This window comes from bacterium, assembly GCA_035559435.1.
Taxonomy (GTDB): Bacteria; Zixibacteria; MSB-5A5; order WJJR01; family WJJR01; genus JACQFV01.
Genome location: DATMBC010000017.1, coordinates 87,486 through 107,124 on the forward strand (window position 1 = coordinate 87,486; position 19,639 = coordinate 107,124).

Genomic DNA, 19,639 nt, shown 5'->3' on the forward strand with positions numbered 1-19,639 from the left:
CGAGACGTAAGACTTACCGCTTCTCGGGCGGGGTCGCTGGCGGCGGCGGCAATTGCTTGGGCGCCTCGGTGATCTGTTTCATGATCTCCTGCACCGCGCGGTCAATCTGCGGGTCGCCGCCCTTGTAGACGATCTCCGGCGGGTACTCGACCTCAATGTCGGGGTCAACACCGCGGTTCTCGATGATCCAATTGCGATCCAGGTCGTACTTGGCGAACTCGGGCGTGTTCATGTAGCCGCCGTCGGTGAAAGGACGATGTCCGCGAATGCCGACCACGCCGCCCCAGGTGCGTTTGCCGATCACCGGGCCGAGGCCGTACTTGCGGAAGTGGTATGGGAAGTTGTCGCCGTCGGAGGCCGAGTGCTCGTTGCACAGACAGGCGAGGTAGCCGTGGAAGACCGTGCCGGGATAGGTGGTCGGGCCATAGTTGCGCGATTTGCCCATCGCCGACAGCACACGGCGCAGACGCTCGATGATCAGCTGCGAGACGAACCCGCCGCCGTTCCAGCGCACGTCGATGATCATCCCTTCCTTGCGGATCTGCGGGAAGAACATGCTGGCAAACTGCTTGAGTCCCGGCGCGCCCATGTCGGGGATGTGCACGTAGCCGATCCGTCCGCCCGAGACCGAATCGGTGTAGCGCGCCTTGCGCGCAACCCAGTCGATGTAGCGCAGCTCTTCCTCGCTGCCAATGGTCTTCGGCTCGATCGTCCAACTGCCGGAGCCGTCGGGCGACTTGGACAGCGTCACCGAGACCGTCTGCCCGGCGCACTTTTCGGTGAGCGCATACGGATGCGTGTCGATGTAGAGCGGCTTGCCGTTGATGGCGATGATGTAGTCGCCGGCGGCGGCCTTGATGCCCGGCTCGGTGAGGGGCGAGCGGCGGTCATCGCGCCAGTTCTCGCCTTCGAGGATGCGGCCGATCCTGCAGCGGCGCGCGGCCGAGTCGACGACGAAGTTGATGCCCAGAAGTCCGACTTCGTTGGCGCTCGGACGATAATAATCGCCGCCGCCGACGTAGGTGTGGCCCGTGGCCAGCTCGCCGATCATCTCGCCGAGCACATAGGTGAGATCGAAGCGGTGCGTGACATGGTCGACCAGCGGGGCGTAGCGGTCATGCATCTTCTTCCAGTCGACCCCGTGCATCAGCGAATCGTAGAAGAAGTCGCGCTGGAGACGCCACCCTTCCTCAAAGATCTGCTTCCACTCGGCGCGCGGATCGAGGCGCATCTCAAGGTTGGACAGATCGAGGACATTGTCGCCGGTCTTGGCCTTCTCGCCGCCGGCATCGATGATCTCGTATTTCCCGTTCATCCGCACGATCATCGTCTTGCCGTCGGGAGTCAGATCGTAGCCATCCAGACCTTCGAGGAAGGCGTGGGACTTCTGGTCTTCCATGACGAAGACATGGAGGGTGGTCTTGGCGTCTTCGACCGGACCGTCGAGACCGCCCAGCCCGGTGGAGATGTAAAAGACACGCCCTTCGGCCGCGGCCAGCCCACCGTATTGCCCCGCGTCCACCGGCAGGCGCACATCGCGGTCGTAAAGCCCGTTCCAATCGATCGTGACCGTCACGGGCTTGGCGGCGGCGCCGTCCTTGTCCTTTTTCTCCTCTTTGCCCGCGCCGGCGGCCTCATCCTTCTTCGGGGTGACCTCGTCACTTTTCGGCGCAAACGGCGAGGGCGAACCCGCGGCGAGGATGAGCGCGTGAATCTCGGTCATCTTCTCGAGCACGAAGTTGAACTCGTAGTTGCCCAGCATCGGGTTGAAGTGCCGGTTGGACAGGTAGTACAGGTACTTCCCCTGCGGATCCCAAGCCGGGTTGACGTCGTCGTAGTCGCCGGGCGTGACGACGCGATTCTTGTTCTCGGCCAGCGAGTAGACCCAGATCTGCGAGATGAAGTGCTCGTTGTTGTCGGAGTAGGCGATGAACTTCGAGTCGGGCGACCAGACATAATCGCGGATGTCGCCGCGTTGGCCCTGCACGATCATCGTCTTTGACTTGGTGGTGACGTCGATCCAGAACACCCGTCCGCTCTTGTCCGACCAGGCCAGTTTCTTCGAGTCCGGCGACCAGGACGGCTGGTATTTGTAACGGTCGCCATCGGTGGTCAGACGCACCGGCGGTTCGGACGAATTGACCTTCAGCAGGTAGAGCTCATCCTCGCCGGAGGCGTCGGAGACATAGGCGATCCACTGGCCATTGGGCGAGAAGGTTGAGAACTTCTCATTGGCGCCGGGGGTGTTGGTGACATTGCGGGTGTTGCCGTGCTTGGCGGGCACAGTGAAGATCTCGCCGCGGGCGCCGAACATGGCGCGCTTGCCGTCGTAGGAGACGGTGTAATCCTGGATGCGATCCTTGACATTGATCCAGCGGTCGCGGGCGGGGAGGGCGTCGTCGCCCAACTGCACCGAGAGTTTGCGCGGCGTTCCGTTGGGCAGATCGAGGACATAGAGCCAGCCGCCGTTTTCAAAGACAATCGCGCCGGGCCCCATCGCCGGCCAGCGGACATCGTACTCGGTGAACTGCGTCACCTGGGTGGTCGATTTGTCGGCGGGGTCGAAGACGAACAGATTGAGCGTGCCGGTGCGGTCGGAGTTGAAGTAGATCTTCCCCGAGGCGTTGTCCCACATCGGCATGTTGTCGGTGCCTTCCCAGTCGGTCAGTTTCTCGGAGCGGGCGTTGACCAGATCGTAGATCCAGACATCCTGAGCGGTGCCGCCTTTGTAGCGCTTCCAGGTGCGGAAGTCGCGGAAGATCGGGCAATAGGCGATCTTGGTGCCGTCGCCGTTGAACGAGGCGAAGCCCCCGCGCGGCAGCGGAAGCTCGATTGGCAACCCTCCCTCGGGGCTGACCGTATACAGCTTGCCTTCCCAGACGCTGTGCGTCTCTTCGCGCGAGCGATAGAGGATGCGCTTGCCGTCGGGGGTCCAGTCCATCACGATGCTCTCCGGGCCCATGCGCTCGGACGTGGAACGGATCGCGGGATGGTAGGTGAGGCGCCTGGGCTCACCGCCGCCGGCGTCGATCACGAACACATTCTGATCACCTTCGTACTCGCCCATAAAGGCAATCTTCTTGCCGTCGGGCGAAAAGCGCGGAAACAATTCGAGACCGTCGTGCGTGGTCAGACGGCGCGCCTGGCCGCCGTTGGCGGAAACGATCCAGAGATCGCCCCCGTGGGAAAAAGCAATCTGGTCGCCATGAATGTCGGGGAAGCGCAGCAAGCGCGCGTCCTCGGCGGCGGCCAGCGCCGGGAGCAGCAACAACACTCCCAGCACGAATCCGATTCGCTGGAACATGTAACCCTCCGCTCGAAGCATGTGGATAAGTCCGTACGCAGGTGTCCCGAAAAAAAGGGACGTTCAATCTAACGGGCGAGATCGCGTAAAGTTGTCTTTTTTTGCGCGGCAAGAGACGACGAGATCAGTCTTGATTGCTGGGCCGCGCGATGGTATCCTGTTATCCCGCCACACGGTGCGGCGCGTCGGGCACCGGCTACCACCGCCTGCGGGACCATCTGCCCCGTCGGGGCAATGGCGCATACAATGATTCTGCGAATCGCCTGCTTGTTCAACCGCGAAGGACTCGCGGCATTCGATCGCGAAAGCAAACCGGGAACGGTCGACATTCTCGTGCTGCCGGAGTTGTTTGACGGCGGCTACAAACGACTGGCCACCGAGCGCCGGCCGATGGACGATCTGGCCGGATTGACCGAGCAATTGGCGCGCCTGTCGGAGCGGCATGGGCTGACGTTGATTGCGGGCACGGTCGCGATGCCGGGACATAACGGCAAAATGCTCAACGCATCGATGATCTTCTCGCGCGGCGAGCGGATCGCGACCGTGGCCAAGACCCACCTGTTCCGTCCGCTGGCCGATGACCAATTCTTCGCGCCGGGGGAGCCGGCCGCGCCGCTGGCGTTGACCTGCAAGGGGCAGACCGTTCGCACCGGGATCATCGTCTGCTACGATCTGCGCTTTCCGGAAATCGTTCGGCCATGGTTCAAAAGCGGGCTGGACCTCCTGGTGGTGCCGGCGCGCTGGCCGCGGGTGCGGGATGATGCCTGGCAGCTGCTTTTGCGGGCGCGCGCGGTCGAAAATCAGTGCTTCACCGTCGGCATCAACGCGCGCGACGAGGAGGGCGGCGGCTCTTACGCCTTCGGGCCCGGCGGCGAAACGGCCTTTGAACTGGGCCCCTCGGTCCCCGATCCGTTATCCTGGCATGCGTTCCCGATCGATCTGAACGATATCGCGGCGATCAAGGCGCGTCTGGACACGCGCCTTGATGCGCGGCTTCTTTAGAAAGCGAGCAATCGATGGATTCCCTGACGACCGGCAGTGCCCGGCCGAAGGCGGCGGAGACGCGCGCGGCGGACCACGAGCACGTCTACGATTCGGTCACGCTCTCGCGCATTGTCGAGATTCGCGACGCGCTGATCGACAAGCAGAATCGCGGCGAGAAGGTCTACCGCATGGAATCGGGGACGCCGTCCTACCCGATCTTCCCCGAGGTCGCCGAAGCGATGATCCGCGCCATTCGCGACAACAAGACCTACTACACCGAGGCCACCGGCATCCGTCCCTTGCGCGCGAAAATCTGCGAGAAGCTGGCGCGCAAGAACGGAATCGTGCACGACCTGAACGAGGAGACGGTCTTCACCGGCCAGGGCGCGATGGGCGTGTTGTATTGCGTCCTCACCTCGGCGCTGGGACGTGACGAGACCGTGCTGTTGCCGTCGCCGGTCTGGGAATCGATGATCCATGTGGCGCGCCTCTCCGGCGCGCGTCTGGTCGAGGTCCCGACGCGCGAGGAACTGGGATTCAACTGGCGGATGGACGAATTCGCCGCCGCGGTCGAGACCCATCGGCCGCGCGCGGTGATCATCGTCAACCCCGGCAACCCCACCGGCGGCATCTTTCCCAAGGGGGATGTCGCGGCGCTGTTTGAACTGGTCCGCCGTCATCGCTTCTTTGTGATCGAGGATCTCGCCTACGAGGATCTGGTCTATGATCCCGACTATGTCATCCTCACGCAGCAGGCGCACGCCACCAACGATCCGGACATCTACCGGCGGTTCATCCCGATCTTCTCGATGAGCAAGTCGCAGAATTTTTCCGGACTGCGCATCGGCTACACCCACCTGATCGACCCGCAGATGATCGAGCGCTACCGCAAGGCGCTGTTGTACACCACCAACGGCGTCAACTCCGTCGCGCAGTGGGGCGCGGTGGAGGCTCTCGACGCCCGGCACGATGGCCGTTTGCGCGACATGGCCGCCAGCTACAAGGCGCGCGGCGACGCGTTGCAGGAGGGATTGGTACGGGCGGGCGTGTTCAATTTCACCTTGAAGCCAAAGGGCGCCTTCTACTGGTATCCTCACATCAACCGCGAAGCGTTGATCGAGCAGGCGCGCGGACGATTCACCGTTCCGCCGGCCTCCGACCCGCTGCCGCTCGGCGAGTGGATGTCGCAGCACATCCTGCGGCACGGGATCGGCAGCGTCGCCGGCCACCACTTCGGCGCCTGCACATCAGACTATATCCGCTTTGCCTACACCTGTTCATTGGATGACTGCCGCGAGGCGGGGCAGCGTCTGGCGGAGTTGTTTGGTTGAACGGAGCGTACGTCATGAGCGCGATTGCCGTCATTTACGCCGTGCGTCCCCATCCGGGACAGAAGGAACAAGTCCGCGGGCTGTTCGAGCGCCATGTCCCGACTCTGCGTTCGCTGGGGCTGGTCACCGAGCGTCCGGCGCTGCTGCTCTGGTCGGCCACGGACGGCGTGTTCATCGAGTCATTCGAGTGGACATCGGTGGAGCACTCGCGGCGGGCTGAAGCGGAGCCGGCGGTGCAGGAAATCTGGGGCGCTTTCGCCCGTCACGGCGAGTTTGTGCCGCTGGCGTCGCTCTCTGAAACCGCCCGCACCTTCGCGCATTTCGAGCCGGTTGCATGAATCGTTCCTCCTACCAGCCTCGCCCCATCCGCTTTCTCGATCTCTGGACAGTGGCGGGGTGGCGTCTGAAGGCCTACGGCATCAGCTATAAGCGTCCGCAACCGCGTCCGGCGCTGGTCGAGGCCGCTCGGCAGTCGGTCACACGGCGTCTGATCGGGGAACCGACAGGCCAGCAACATTATAATGTCGGCTTTGTCGGCATCCATGATGGCCGTGGCGAGAACCAGGTGTTCCTCGATTTGTGGATCAATGAGAATGAGCTGCTGCACTGGTACCAGGTCTCGCCGGTCGACAAGCCCGGGTCGCTGCGCGACGCGCCGGCAGATCACAATTCGGTCTGTGTGTGGGACCTGATGGTGCAATGCCATGAACGACAGGCATGGATCGATTGCGTCCTGTCCAATCCCCGCGGCCCCGATGTCGACGCTTACTTGTCGCGTCAACTGAACACTGAAGTATGATATTGCCGGCGGCGCCTGTGCATCCGCCGGAGAGGAGAGCCACATGGCCGCAACACTTGGATATGACGGCGGATTGACCTGCAGTTTGGATGTCGCCGACCTCGACCTCGCCGTGCGCTGGTACGAGGATGTGCTCGGCTTCAAGCTGCTCTACAGGATCGATGAAATGGGCTGGTGCGAGCTGGAAAGCCCGGTGGCGCGTGTGAATGTGGGCTTAAACCGGGTCGACCGCATGCCGGCCGGCGGCGGCAACGCCACGCTCGTCTTCGGCGTCCTGGACATCGATCGCGCCCGCCGGGAACTGGAAGCGCGCCAGGTCCGTTTTGACGGAGAGACCCGGACCTACGAGGGCATGGTCCGGTTGGCGACGTTCCATGACCCCGACGGCAACACGCTGATGATTTACCAGAGTCTGAGCGAGTGACACCGGGAGGTTTCCGTGATCCGATCCACGCGTCATCTGTCCCGCCGATGGGCTGCCCTGGTCGGCGTCCTGACACTGTCGCTGGTCCTGGCGGCGTGTTCCGACGACGAGCCACGGGATGTCTTGCAGGAGGAGCTCTATGTCCTCAACGAAAAATCCAACACGCTGACAGTGCTGTCGGTGCCGGGGCTTGAGCGTCACGACGACGATCTTGCGATGGCGCATCCGGCGCCGCACCATCTGCACTTCGACCATGCGCATCTGTATTACTTCGTCGTCGGTCGCACCCCGGGCGGGTTGGTGGACAAGTACGACGCCGCCACCAACGCGCTTCTGGCCTCCAGTACGCTGGCCCATTACTACACGGGGCTTCTGGCCACACCCGACGCCGAGCATGTCTACGTGACCGACTTTGGCCAGGAGATCAGCCAGCGGACCAAGATGTACATCCTGCGATTCAATGATCTGGCCGAGGTGGACTCGATCACCTGCGGGTCGCAGGCGCACTTTGTCGCCATGACCTCCGATGGCGAAACGGTGGTTGTGGTCAACACCGGCTCCGACGAACTAACCTACTATTATCCAGACGGCGACCCGGAGAACAACGTCTTCAATGTAAAGCTGGATCCCAACGATCCGGCGCCCTTGGGCCAGCCGGTGTTCTCTCCCTACTGCATCGCGATCGCCAACGATGATTCGCTGGCCTATGTCTGTTGCCGTAAATCGAAGTGGGAAGGGCAGTCGGCCATCTTTGTCGTCGACATCGTGCGGCGGCAAACGATCGACACGCTTCTGGTTCCGTTTGTCAACCGCTCCGGCGCGATCAGCAATTACCATCTCGGGCTTTGCATGCTGCTTGACAATGATCGCTATTTGGCGGTCACGACGCAGGACGGCAACAGCGTGCTTCTCGTCGACCTGACCGATGGCTCCCACGCGGAAGCGGTCGTGCAGCACAACGGCACCTTCGGGATTACCGCCACGTCGGACGAGAAATTCCTCTACGTGACGGCCAACAACGGCACGCTGCAGGGAACGCCCGGATGGGTCTATGAACTGCGGCGCGACGGCGGATCGCTGACCGTGACCGATTCGATCCAGGTCGGGCTGCTGCCCAACGGCATCCATGTCAGGCCGGGGCAGCACAGTCACGAACAATAGCGGGGAACGCCGCACAACAGGAATGGACACGGCGCGTACGCGCCGCTGCCTCTGCGCCCATGCCCAATCGACTCGCCCGGGAACATAGCGCCTACCTGCGATCGGCGGCGCATCAGCCGGTGGACTGGCACCCATGGGGCGAGGAAGCGTTCGCGCGCGCCCGCCAGTTGAACCGACCGATCCTGTTGGACATCGGCGCGGTCTGGTGCCACTGGTGTCATGTGATGGACGGGGAATCGTACGAGGACCCCGCGACCGCGGCGATCATCAACGAGCGCTTTGTCGCCATCAAGGTCGATCGCGACGAGCGCCCCGATGTCGACCGCCGCTATCAGGAGGCGGTGTCGGCGATCACCGGGCAGGGCGGCTGGCCGTTGACCGCCTTCCTCACACCGGACGGCGACGTGTTCACCGGCGGCACCTACTTCCCGCCGGAGGATCGTTTTGGGCGTCGGGGATTCCCCGACGTGTTGCGGTTGGTGGCCGACTACTACGCGCAGTCGCGCGACAGCGCCGAGACCTCGGCGAAAGAGCTGTCGGCGGCGCTGGCGGCGCACGCCGCGCGCGCGTCCGCCGGCGCCGTGACCGCGGGATTGACCGCGCGCGCCGAAGCGCAGATGATCTCGACATTCGACCCGGCGCATGGCGGATTCGGCGACGCGCCCAAATTCCCTCATTCCGCCACCATCGAGTTTCTGCTCGGACGTCAGGCCGATGATCCCACGCCGCAGCGCGCGGAGGTCATCCGGCGCACATTAACGCGCATGGCGCGGGGGGGCGTCTGCGACCAGATCGGCGGGGGATTCCACCGCTATTCGACCGATGCCCGCTGGATTGTCCCGCATTTTGAAAAGATGCTTTACGACAACACCGAACTGTTGCGCAACTACGCGATGGCGTATGCGGCGTTCGGCGATCCGCTCTACCGGGCCACGGCCGAAGGAATCATTCGATTCCTGCGCGCGACACTCTCGGACCGGAGTGAGAGCGGTTTTTTCACATCGCAGGATGCCGATGTCGGTCTCCACGATGACGGCGATTACTTCACCTGGACGCTTGATGAGGTCCGCGCGATCTGCGCCCGGGACGAGCTGCCGGTGCTGTCCGCCCGCTTCGACATTCAGGACAAAGGCGAGATGCATCACAACCCGGCGCGCAACGTCCTGTTTGTCGCCGAAGATATCGACGTAATCGCGGCGCGCCTGGAGTGTTCGGAGGCGGAGGTGGAACGGCTGTTGGCCTCCGGCATCGCGAAGTTGCAGGCGGCGCGTGACCGGCGTCCGATGCCCTTCGTCGACCGGCGTGTGTACGCCGGCTGGAACGGCATGGCGATCTCCGCCTGCCTGATTGCGTCGGATTACCTCGATGACGCCGAGACCGCGCGCTTCGCCCTGAAATCGCTGGACCGGATCGTGCGCGACTGCGTGTTGGCGGATGGACGTGTGCGGCACGCGGTCGGCGCGGAAGTGCCCGTGGGGTTGCTGGACGACGGTGTATTCGTGGCGCGCGCGTTGCTGGATGCCGGCGAGCGCGGGGGACGAATCGACGGGATCGCGACCGCCGGCCGCATCATGGACGATCTGCACAATCGCCTCTGGGATGCGAACGGCGGCGGGTTCTTCGACCAGCCGCCATCGGGAGAACGTGTGGGGCTTCTGGCACAGCCGCGCAAACCGATCCAGGATGCGCCGACTCCATCGGCCAACGCCATCGCCGCCGAAGTGCTCATGCGCCTGGCGCACATGACCGACCAGAGGCGCTATCGCGAATGGGCGGAGCAGACACTGGCGGCCTTCGCCGGGACCGCCGATGGCATGGGCATCTTTGCCGGGGCTTACTTCAACGCCGCCGAGCGGTTTCGCCTGGGTGAATTGGCCATCGTGGTAACCGGCGCGACGGACAATGATCGTGCGCAACACTTGTGGAAGACCGCCCGCGGCCTGTATCACCCTCGGAAGTCCCTCCGGCGGCTCGTCGCCGCCACTGCGGCGGACAAAGAAGCGGTGCCTGCGCCGCTGCGCGCGATGATCCGGGGCGATGCCGCTTGTGCCTACGTGTGCGCCGACAACGTCTGCGCGCCGCCGGTCAGTGATCCGGATGAGCTGCCGCGCGTGATTCGGGAGTTCGGTTCGAGAAAGCCGCAATCCTAAGGGCAATTGGACGGGTAGGACTGGCAGGCGCACGGGTTGCAGAATTCCGGCACCGCCGCGCGGAAAGCCGCTTCGATCAGCATGGTCACATCAATGACATTCGTGCTGCCGTCACAGTTCAGATCGGTGCGTCCGGCGGGGCTGTGCGGACAGTCGGTATCGACGAACGACGGCTGGCCACGGAAGGCGATGTCGACCGTGCGCACGACATCGAAGACATTGATCACACCATCGGCCTCCGGGTCGCCGTGGCGCAGGCACCCGGCCTCCTGTGAGGGATTGGGCCAGCCAATGCAGTTGTCGGCGTAATCGAAGATCCCGTCGAAGTCGCTGTCGAAGGATGTGAGGAATTCGATCTGCCCGTCCGACCAGTCGCCGGCCACGGAGCCGCCGTCGGTCACTTGAGCATACACCCAGTAAACACCCGGCGGCACAGCCGCCGAGTTAACGATGTGGTAGCCGTCCACTCCCGGCGTGTGCAGCGATCCTTCCAGCAGCAATTCGTTGCCATCGAATGTCGGCGCCGTATTGAGGTAGATCGTCACCCAAGTCGGGTCGCCGTCGACATCGTCGACATCCCAGGTGGTGGTGTAGTTCTCGAATCCGTGCGCGCGCTTGGTAACGCCGCCCGCCGGATCGAGGACGGTGATGGTCGGCGCGCTGTCCGCCGGCGGATTGATGGTGAGCGTGTAGAGCGGATTGATCGCGCCCTGATAACCGTAGACGTGGACGTAGTACCACCCCGGCGGCCGTCCGGTCAGCAGGATGATCTCGGTGTTGCTGGTTCCCTGGGAAACCGCCAGTTGCACCCCGGCGGAGTCGCGCAGTTTCAAATCAAGGTCGCCTTGTGAATCCACAAAATCGATCCGGAGGGTGTCGGCGGCGGCGCCGGTGCCGGCGCAGTAGAAGCGGAAGTAGTCGTTGTTGCCAGCCTCGTGGATGGTGAGGTTGGCGATCTGCCGCCGCGGCCCGCACGGCCCGAGATTGGGACTGTTGGGCGCGCCTTCCAGATGCGACAGCACATGCGACAGCGAGTCATTGGGCTCAAAGGCATCGAGTGGAACGCCCGATCCTTCGCCGATGCTCACCTTGATCCGGGTCACGTTGTTGCCATTGTCCGACTCGAGAATGTTGTTGTCGGGGTCGACTTCGGCCTCCAGCCAGTAGAGTCCGTCGGGCAGATCGGTGATGTCGATGTTCTGCCCCGGCAGAGACTTGGAGTACAAATCCAGCCAGCCCACCGAGAGCCCCTGCACCCCGGAAGCGCAGTTCACATAGTAGGGCGTCGGGTTGAAGTTGGGCAGTGAGCTGTTGTGCACCGCCAGATCAAGGACGCAGAAGCTGGTCTTCCCGCTGGCGGCGACAATCGGCCCAACCCCGTCGCCGGCCAGCACCTGGCGCAGCCGATAGACGCACCAATTCTCAAAGTGCGTGTGGCTGTGGGTCGGGTGATAGACAAAGGCGCCGGCGGAATCGTCCCAGTAGGTGCCGTCATTGCGGAAGATCCGTTGCATCACCAGTTGTGACCCATCCGGCAGCGGCGGCAAAACACCGATCAGGTGCAGCCTCCCGCGACCGATGTTGGCCGTCGAGGTCGAAAACCGCAGATGGGTACGCCCCGGTTCGATATTGGTCACCACATCATTGTTGTAGAGGTCGTTGGGCCGGACGATGATGTCGGGCAGCAGATCGTCGGCGGCGCGTACGGGCGACCTGCCGGACAGCAGAGCCCCCGACACACACAGCGCCAGCAGTGCAGCGGAACGAATGAACGCGATGAATGCGCGCAGACGGTTCATGGATATGCGAAGGGCAGCCGACCCAATCTCGCCCCCTGCGAGATGTGGGATAAATATAGTCCTCGAATGCAGAATCGTGGACGGAAAGATTCGTCTCGGTCCGTTGTCCCGTTTATTCCGCCCATAAGACATTGTCTGTCAGCGCGATAGATATATCACCCCCGCGCGCGGGAAAAAATCTCGCTCGATGGCACAAACGGCGAATTCAGCTTGCCGTATGAGCACAAAGCAGCTACTTTAGTATTCGCTGGAATACTTTATGAATCCGAAGCCAACCAGTACGCTTCTCTATAAGACCCGCCTCTACGGGCAATTCGCGCGCTTGGGCCGGGCGCTGGCCAATCCGCACCGGTTGGAGATCCTCGACCTCCTCTCACAAGGCGAGCGAACGGTGGAGGATCTGGCGCACGAAATCGGCACGACCGTATCGAATATCTCCCAGCATCTGCAAGTCCTGCGTCAGTCGGGCCTGGTCACCTCGCGCAAGGAGGGGTTGTATGTGCACTACTCCCTGTCCGGCGACGATGTGGTGACCCTCTGGCAATCGCTGCGCCGTGTGGCGGTCGTCTTGTCGTCCGATCTGCGCGAGTTGGTGGCGCGGTTTGTCGACGAACGCGACCAACTTGAGCCGGTGCCGCAGGCGGAACTGCTGGAACGCGCGCGGGCGGGGCGGGTGGTGGTCCTCGATGTGCGTCCGGCCCGTGAGTACAATGCCGGCCACATTCCCGATGCGATCTCGATTCCGCTGGACCAGCTGCGGAACCGGATCGGGGAGTTGCCCCGCGACCGGGAGATTGTGGCCTATTGCCGCGGACCTTATTGCCTGTTGTCGATCGAAGCGGTCGAGCAGTTGCGCGCCGCCGGACTGGCCGCCCGCCGTCTGGAAGACGGTTTCCCGGAGTGGCGCGGCGCCGGGCTTCCGGTGGAGCGGCGCGGAGGACAACCGTGATCATTCAAAGGAGAACGACAGATGAACAACACCAGACGGCAGTTTCGATGGAGGCGGCGATGAGGCATCGGCCATTTCTCACACTCACGGCGGCGGCCGGGCTGCTTGTGCTCGCGTTCATGATTCTGCCCGCGCATCCGGCGCAGGCGCAGCGGCTGACCTTGGCCGACGCGGTGGCGTTGGCGCAGGAGCAATCGCCGTTGGTGCGCGCGGCGGCGGAGGGAGTGGCAGAAGCCCGGGCGCGCACCCGTCAGGCCGGCGCGGCCTTCTTCCCGCGGTTGTCGCTCCATTCGTCCTACTCACAGAGCGATAATCCGGTCAATGTCTTCATGTACGCGCTCAATCAGGGGCAATTCTCGCTGGGCGGCGACCTGAACAATCCCGAGGCGGCGGACAACTGGCTGCTGTCGGGGCAGGCGGGGTGGCGGCTGTTCAGCGGCGGACGTGACTGGGCCAACCGGCGCGCCGCGCAGGCCGCCGAGCGCGGGATGCGTCACATCGACCAAGCCACCCGCAACGATGTCACCTTGCAGGTCACCCGCGCCTATCTCGGCGTGCTCACCGCGGCCGAGTTTGTCCGCGCCGCGGAAGGGTCGGTGCGCGCCTACGACAGTTCTGCGGCGGTGGTCAAAAGCCGGGTCGATGCCGGCACCGCGCTGAAGACTGAGTGGCTCAATATCCAGGTGCAGCAGGCGCAAGCCGAAGAGCAATTGATCCAGGCGCGCAACGCTCTGTCGCTGGCGCGCGAAGGACTGCGCCTGGCAATCGGCCTGGACAGTCTTCCCTACAATCAATTCGGCGGCCTTGATGAACTGGACATCCCGGTCCCGGAGGGCGTCACGCCCGGAGAGCGTCCCGAGGCGGCATCGCGTCAGGCCTTCGCCGAGGCCGCCCGCTCCGAGTTACGCGCGGCCAAGGCGGGATATCTCCCGTCGATCAACGCCTTCGCGTCCATCGACCGCTATCAGGGCTGGGAGTTCGACGGCGACAAGGACAGTTGGACGGCCGGGCTGGCGCTGGAGTGGTCGATCTTCGACGGGTTCCTGACCGGCGCGTCGGTAAGCGAGAAACGGGCGCGTTTGAAGGCCGCCGAGGAGATGGCGCGTCAAACGCGCCTGCAACTGTCGGTTGAGCGGGCGTCCTCGGAATTCAACCTGGCGGAGGCGACGCAGCGGGTTGCGGTCATGGAGCGCGCGGTCGCCCTGGCGACCGAGAGCGCCAACCTCACCCGCCGGCGACTCGCACAGGGCCTGGCGATATCCTCGCAAGTCATCGACGCGGAAGAGGCGCTGGTGAAAGCTGAGGTCGGCTTGGCGCAGGCCAAGGCCGACCGTCTTCTGGCCATCGCCGCGTTGCGCCGCGCCTACAATCTGCCCATCATCGGAGGCAACCAGTCATGAAACGCATCATTGCTCTCGCGCTGCCGTTGGCCGGCCTGATCGCTCTGGCCGGGTGCGGCGGTCACAAGGAATCCGACTCGCGTCTGCCCGACGGCCCGCCCAAGACGGTGCGTCTGGCCAGCGCCGAGCGGTTGCCCAGCTTCTCCTATGAGGAGCAGATGGGGACGGTCACCGCGCGCAACCGCGCCGACATCCAGACCAAGGTCCAGGCGCGGGTCGAGCGCATTCCGCTCGCGTTGGGCGACCGGGTCCGCCAGGGCGACCTGTTGGCCGAGCTGGACACGCGCGAATTCCGCGCCCGCGTGCAGCAGGCCAAGGCGCTGGCCGACCAGGCGGCGGAGGATCTGAAACGCTTCGAGACGCTGTTGGGCCAGAACGCCGCCACGCAGCAGGAGTACGATGGCGTCAAGGCGCGCGCGGCGGTGGCGGCGGCCGGCCTGCAGGAGGCCGAAGCGATGCTCACCTACGCCCGCATCGTCGCGCCCTTTGCCGGCACCGTGACGCGCAAATCGATCGAGGTGGGCGACCTTGCGGTGCCCGGACGTCCCCTGTTTGTGTTGGAGGACACCGCCTCCCTGCAGTTTGTCGTGTCGGTGTCGGAGTCGCGCCGTGGACGGTTCGCCATCGGCGACACGATGTGGGTGGCGATGGAGGCGGAGCATGTGCGGATTCCGGCGGTGGTCGAGGAACTCTCGCCCAGCGCCGATCCGAACAGCCGCACCTTTATCACCAAGTTGGGTCTGCCCGATCACTCCGGTCTCCGTCCCGGTCTGTTCGGCCGCCTGTTGGTGCCGACACTGGACGACTACACCGGCATCTTCATTCCCACATCCGCGCTCGTGCGCCGCGGCCAATTGGAACTGGTCTATGTGGTCAGCCCCGACAACCGGGCGTTGTTGCGGCTGGTGCGCACCGGACGGACGCTGGAGGACCGGATTGAAATCCTCTCCGGCATCAGCGAAGGCGAGCGCGTCGTGGCCAGCGAGGCCGACAAACTGACCGATGGCGACCCGGTCGAGGAGCAGTCATGAGCGCCACGCCTCCACATCCGCCGTCTTCGCAGGGGCTGGCGGGGACATTTGCGCGGTCGTTTGTCAACTCGCAACTGACGCCGCTTCTGATCATCGCGTCGGTCCTGCTCGGCGTGTTGGCGGTCACGCTGCTGCCGCGCGAGGAGGAGCCGCAGATCAAGGTGCCGATGGTCGATGTGATGGTCGCGGTGCCGGGCTTCAGCGCCCAGGAAGTCGAAAACCGCGTCACCGCGCCGATGGAGAAGCTGATCTGGGAGATCCCAGGCGTCGAGTATGTCTACTCAATCACCCGTCCCGAGCAGGCGCTGGTAATCGTGCGTTTCCTGGTCGGCGAGGATGTCGAGCGCAGTCTGGTCAAACTCAACCAGAAGCTGCAGTCCAACTTCGACCGGATCCCTTCGGGGGTGTCGTTCCCGATTCTGAAACCCCGCTCGATCGATGATGTGCCGATTCTGGCGCTGACCTTCCACAGCCCGCTGAAGGACCACTTCGAACTGCGGCAGTTGGTCGCCGAACTGGAAGAGCATGTCAAACAAGTGAAGGATGTCTCGGAGACCGTGCTGATCGGCGGTCTGCGCCGTCAATACCGGGTCCAGTTGGATCCGCACGCGCTGGCGGCGCGCGGCCTCGATCCGCTGTCGGTCATTCCGATCCTGCAGCAGGCCAACCGCCAGATGCGGTCGGGGGCGATCACGCGCGACAACCGCGAGCTGGTGGTCGAGACCGACGGCTTCCTGCAGTCGGCCCGCGACATCGAACAGGTGGTGCTGGGTGTCTATGACGGCGCGCCGGTCTATCTGCGCGACGTTGCCACGGTGCTCGACGGACCGGAGGAACTCAACCAGGTGGTCTTCTTTGGTTCCGGCGCCGCCGCCAGCGACAGGCATCAGGACGAGGCGGCGGTGACGCTGTCGATCGCCAAGCGCCCGGGCACCAACGCGATCGTGGTCGCCAACCACGTGCTCGAGAAGATCGACCACCTCAAAGGGCAGTTCCTCCCCGCCGACGTGCAGATGACCGTGACCCGCCACTACGGCGAGACGGCCGAGGAAAAATCGAACGAGCTGTTGCTGCACATGATGATCGCCGTGGTGAGCGTCTCGATCCTGATTCTGCTCAGTCTCGGCTGGCGCGAGTCGATCATTGTGGCGCTGGCGATTCCGTCGACGCTGGCGCTCACGCTGTTGGTCTTCTACATGACCGGGTTTACCCTCAACCGGATCACGCTGTTCGCGCTGATATTCTCCATCGGCATTCTGGTCGACGACGCGATCGTGGTGGTGGAAAACATCACCCGCCACCTGCGCCTGCCGCAGAATCAGGGACGTCCCTGGGGGCAGGTCGCCATCGAGGCGGTGTCGGAGGTGGGGAATCCGACGATTCTCGCCACGTGGGCGGTCATCGCCGCGGTGTTCCCGATGGCGTTTGTGGGCGGGCTGATGGGGCCCTACATGCGGCCGATCCCGATCGGCGCGACCGCGGCCATGCTCTTCTCGCTGGTGGTGGCGTTTGCGGTCACCCCGTGGGCGGCGGTGCGCGTGCTGCACTGGAAACGGGACAAGGATGAGAAGTCCGGCCACGGCGAGACCGAGGAGTGGACCACCCGACTGTACCGGCGCTACATGGGCGAATTGATTCACAACCCCACGGCGCGGCGGATTTTCATGCTGGTGGTGTCGCTGGCGCTCCTGGGCGCCATGGGGCTGGTCGCGATTGGCTGGGTGCAGGTCAAGATGCTCCCGTTTGACAACAAGAACGAATTCCAGATCGTGATCAACATGCCGGAGGGCAGTTCGCTGGAGCAGACGGTGCGCGCCTCGCGCGAGATCGCGCTGTCGCTGTCCCACGAGCCGGAAGTGACCAACTACCAGGTCTACGCCGGCACGTCGGCGCCCTTCAACTTCAACGGCCTGGTCCGGCACTACTTCCTGCGGCGCGGCGCCAATGTCGCCGACATCCAGGTCAATCTGCTGCCGAAGGGAGAGCGCTCGGCGCAGAGCCACGAAATCGCCAAACGGGTGCGGCCGAAGGTGGCCGAGATCGCCCGGCGATTCAATGCCCGCGTGGCGGTGGCCGAAGTGCCGCCGGGGCCGCCGGTGCTACAGACGCTGGTGGCGGAAATCTACGGCCCCACCGATTCCAGCCGCACGCAACTGGCGCGCGAAGTCCGGCGCGTCTTCGCCAGCACGCCGGGTGTCGTCGACATCGACACCTATCAGGAGGAGGATCAGCGCAAGCTGACGTTTGTCGTCGATCACGAGAAGGCGGCAATGCACGGCATCTCCGCCGACATGATCGCGCATACGCTGCGTGTCGCGGTCGACGGTGTGCCGGTCGACATCGGCCACGAGCCGCGCGAGCGCGAGGACATCCAGGTGGTTGTCGAACTGCCGCGGGCGCACAAGACCGGTCCGCAGGACCTCCTCGGTCTCGCACTGCGTTCGCCGCGCACGGGGGCTTTGGTGCCGATGTCGGAGTTGGTGCGGGTCGAGGAACGAATCGTCGACAAGACGCGTTATCGCAAGAACCTGATGCCGGTCACCTACGTAATTGGCGACGTTGCCGGCGAGCGCGAAAGTCCGGTCTATGCGATCATGGATATGAATAAGCAGCTGGCGCAATTGGACATGACGGCCTTCGGCGGGCGCGCCTCCGGATTGCAGGTCTACAACGCGTCGCAGCCCTTTTCGACCATGGAACCGTCGCTGAAGTGGGATGGCGAGTGGCACATCACCATCGAAGTCTTCCGCGATCTGGGCATGGCCTTTGCCGCCGTGCTGATTTTGATCTACATCCTGATGGTGGGCTGGTTCCAGTCGCTGCTGACGCCGCTCGTCGTCATGGCCGCGATTCCCTTCTCCCTCATCGGCATCATGCCGGCGCACGGCTTGATGGGGGCGTTTTTCACCGCCACCTCGATGATCGGGTTCATGGCCGGGGCGGGGATCGTGATTCGCAACTCAATCATCCTTGTCGATTTCATCGAACTTCGCGTTCATGAGGGCATGCCGCTGGATGAGGCGGTGATCGACGCCGGCGCGGTGCGGTTCCGGCCGATGCTTTTGACCGCCGGCGCGGTGATCGTCGGCGCCGGGGTGATTCTCTTCGATCCGATCTTCCAGGGACTGGCGATCGCGCTGATGGCCGGCGAGGTGGCCTCGCTGCTGATCAGCCGCATCGCGGTGCCGGTCCTGTACTATGTCGGTCACAAGCACAGACACGCCGCCCCGGTGCAGGCGGTTTGAGCGCGAACAAGAGCGTTTCGGTAACGTATAAGCAAAGGACAGAGGAGGAAGACATGTCACTCGAACGCACTATCCGCGCCATCGCCGGGACGTTCGTTCTGGCCAGCGTGGCCCTGGGCTGGTTCGTCAGTCCCTACTGGTTTCTGTTCACCGCGTTTGTGGGCGCCAATCTGTTGCAGTCGGCGTTCACGAAGTGGTGCCTGATGGAAGATATTCTGAAGAAGACGGTCTTTGCGCGCCGTCAGCCCGCGTCGTAGGCGCGCCTCAAACCGCCGGAGTGTCCGGCGGCGGGTTCGGACGAAACGTGGCCGGGGTCTGCGCCTCGGCCACGAGTTTTTCCAGCTTTTCGCGCAGGGCCCCCAGTTCCTTCGACTTGAACGCGCTTTTGGTTTTCTCGAGGACGGCGATCGTCTCCTGCAGCGCCTCCAACAGAACCTTCGGGCGCGGACAATCCATCAGATGGCAGGCGTCGCCCTGGACACGGTGGCGCTGGTTGAAGACCAGACGCTGCATGTCATCCAGCGCCCCGTAGATGTTGCGTATGGTCAGCGCCAGGAAGGTCTCGACCGAGGCCTGCGTGTCGGGCGTGGTCGCGCGCACCATGAGCGACTCGACCAGATCGACCGAATCGAGCCATTCCTCCACACGGCGGCGTTGGCTGTGCACGACGCTGAACTGGTGGCGGAATTGCAGCGCCACGCGGATGCGCTGCAACAGCAGATCGAAATCCAGCGGCTTTTCCAGATAACCCCACACGGGCAGTTCGAGCGCGTCGACGGCGGTCTCAAAGGACGGGTGCGCGGTGACGATGATCACCGGGAGACCGTCGATGGACCGCGCCACCTGGCGGATGAGCTCGAGGTTGGGATTGCCGGGCATCTTGATGTCGGCGATCAGCACGTCGTAGTGGTTGCTGCGCAGCAGCGCGGCGGCGGTGGCGCCGTCGAGGGCGGTGTCGCAATAGTACCCCTCCTGCCGCAACAGCTCCGCGGTGGCGTTCAGAAAGGTCTTCTCATCATCCGCCAGCAGCAAACGGGGGGCGTCTTCCATATCGTCTCCTTG

General features: G+C 63.9%; 15 protein-coding genes. 12 read left to right on the top strand and 3 right to left on the bottom strand.

The genetic code is table 11. From position 1 onward, the window contains the following. Positions 1–13 precede the first annotated feature (13 nt). On the bottom strand, positions 14–3,304 hold the full coding sequence (locus VNN55_01615; GenBank protein HWO56241.1) for a S41 family peptidase: 3,291 nt from the start codon (positions 3,302–3,304) through the stop codon (positions 14–16). A gap of 246 nt (positions 3,305–3,550) precedes the next feature. Here VNN55_01615 and VNN55_01620 point away from each other — a divergent pair, with 246 nt between their 5' ends. From VNN55_01620 to VNN55_01650, 7 genes are read left to right on the top strand one after another with little or no spacing between them, the layout of a single operon-like run. Then, complete coding sequence (locus VNN55_01620) at positions 3,551–4,306, top strand: nitrilase-related carbon-nitrogen hydrolase (protein HWO56242.1); 756 nt, start codon at positions 3,551–3,553, stop codon at positions 4,304–4,306. Positions 4,307–4,320: 14 nt separating this feature from the next. Beyond that, on the top strand, positions 4,321–5,619 hold the full coding sequence (locus tag VNN55_01625; GenBank protein HWO56243.1) for a pyridoxal phosphate-dependent aminotransferase: 1,299 nt from the start codon (positions 4,321–4,323) through the stop codon (positions 5,617–5,619). Between the two features lie 14 nt (positions 5,620–5,633). Next, a complete protein-coding gene (locus VNN55_01630; GenBank protein ID HWO56244.1) occupies positions 5,634–5,957 on the top strand; it encodes a hypothetical protein in 324 nt (107 codons plus the stop codon). Further along, a complete protein-coding gene (locus tag VNN55_01635) occupies positions 5,954–6,418 on the top strand; it encodes an isochorismatase (protein ID HWO56245.1) in 465 nt (154 codons plus the stop codon). Before VNN55_01630 ends, VNN55_01635 begins: the two co-directional genes overlap by 4 nt. A 43-nt stretch (positions 6,419–6,461) precedes the next feature. Next, positions 6,462–6,842, top strand: a complete 381-nt coding sequence (locus VNN55_01640; GenBank protein HWO56246.1) for a VOC family protein — start codon at positions 6,462–6,464, stop codon at positions 6,840–6,842. 15 nt (positions 6,843–6,857) lie between these two features. Beyond that, entirely contained in the window at positions 6,858–8,003 is a 1,146-nt protein-coding gene (locus VNN55_01645; protein HWO56247.1) for a hypothetical protein, read from the top strand. A gap of 59 nt (positions 8,004–8,062) precedes the next feature. After that, the gene (locus VNN55_01650) at positions 8,063–10,153 is read left to right on the top strand and encodes a thioredoxin domain-containing protein (GenBank protein ID HWO56248.1); all 2,091 of its coding nucleotides are present in this window, start codon (positions 8,063–8,065) and stop codon (positions 10,151–10,153) included. On the opposite strand, the gene VNN55_01655 is transcribed toward VNN55_01650, so the two are convergent. Next, positions 10,150–11,952, bottom strand: coding sequence for a lysyl oxidase family protein (locus VNN55_01655; protein HWO56249.1), 1,803 nt, complete (start codon positions 11,950–11,952; stop codon positions 10,150–10,152). The two genes, VNN55_01650 and VNN55_01655, sit on opposite strands and share 4 nt — an antisense overlap. Positions 11,953–12,211: 259 nt before the next feature. Between VNN55_01655 and VNN55_01660 the strand changes: the two genes are divergently transcribed. Genes VNN55_01660 through VNN55_01680 form a run of 5 tightly spaced genes read left to right on the top strand, consistent with a single transcriptional unit; the run spans position 12,212 to position 18,834 of the window. Beyond that, positions 12,212–12,901 carry a metalloregulator ArsR/SmtB family transcription factor gene (locus VNN55_01660; protein HWO56250.1) on the top strand — a complete coding sequence of 230 codons (690 nt, stop codon included), beginning with the start codon at positions 12,212–12,214 and terminating at the stop codon, positions 12,899–12,901. Positions 12,902–12,960: 59 nt separating this feature from the next. After that, complete coding sequence (locus VNN55_01665) at positions 12,961–14,301, top strand: TolC family protein (GenBank protein HWO56251.1); 1,341 nt, start codon at positions 12,961–12,963, stop codon at positions 14,299–14,301. Beyond that, complete coding sequence (locus VNN55_01670; protein HWO56252.1) at positions 14,298–15,332, top strand: efflux RND transporter periplasmic adaptor subunit; 1,035 nt, start codon at positions 14,298–14,300, stop codon at positions 15,330–15,332. Before VNN55_01665 ends, VNN55_01670 begins: the two co-directional genes overlap by 4 nt. Beyond that, entirely contained in the window at positions 15,329–18,577 is a 3,249-nt protein-coding gene (locus VNN55_01675) for an efflux RND transporter permease subunit (GenBank protein ID HWO56253.1), read from the top strand. The genes VNN55_01670 and VNN55_01675 overlap by 4 nt, the downstream gene beginning before the upstream one ends. Before the next feature lie 53 nt (positions 18,578–18,630). Next, entirely contained in the window at positions 18,631–18,834 is a 204-nt protein-coding gene (locus VNN55_01680) for a DUF2892 domain-containing protein (protein ID HWO56254.1), read from the top strand. A gap of 7 nt (positions 18,835–18,841) precedes the next feature. Here the strand turns inward: VNN55_01680 and VNN55_01685 are convergent, their stop codons facing one another. Next, a complete protein-coding gene (locus VNN55_01685; protein HWO56255.1) occupies positions 18,842–19,627 on the bottom strand; it encodes a response regulator in 786 nt (261 codons plus the stop codon). Positions 19,628–19,639: the final 12 nt, after the last annotated feature.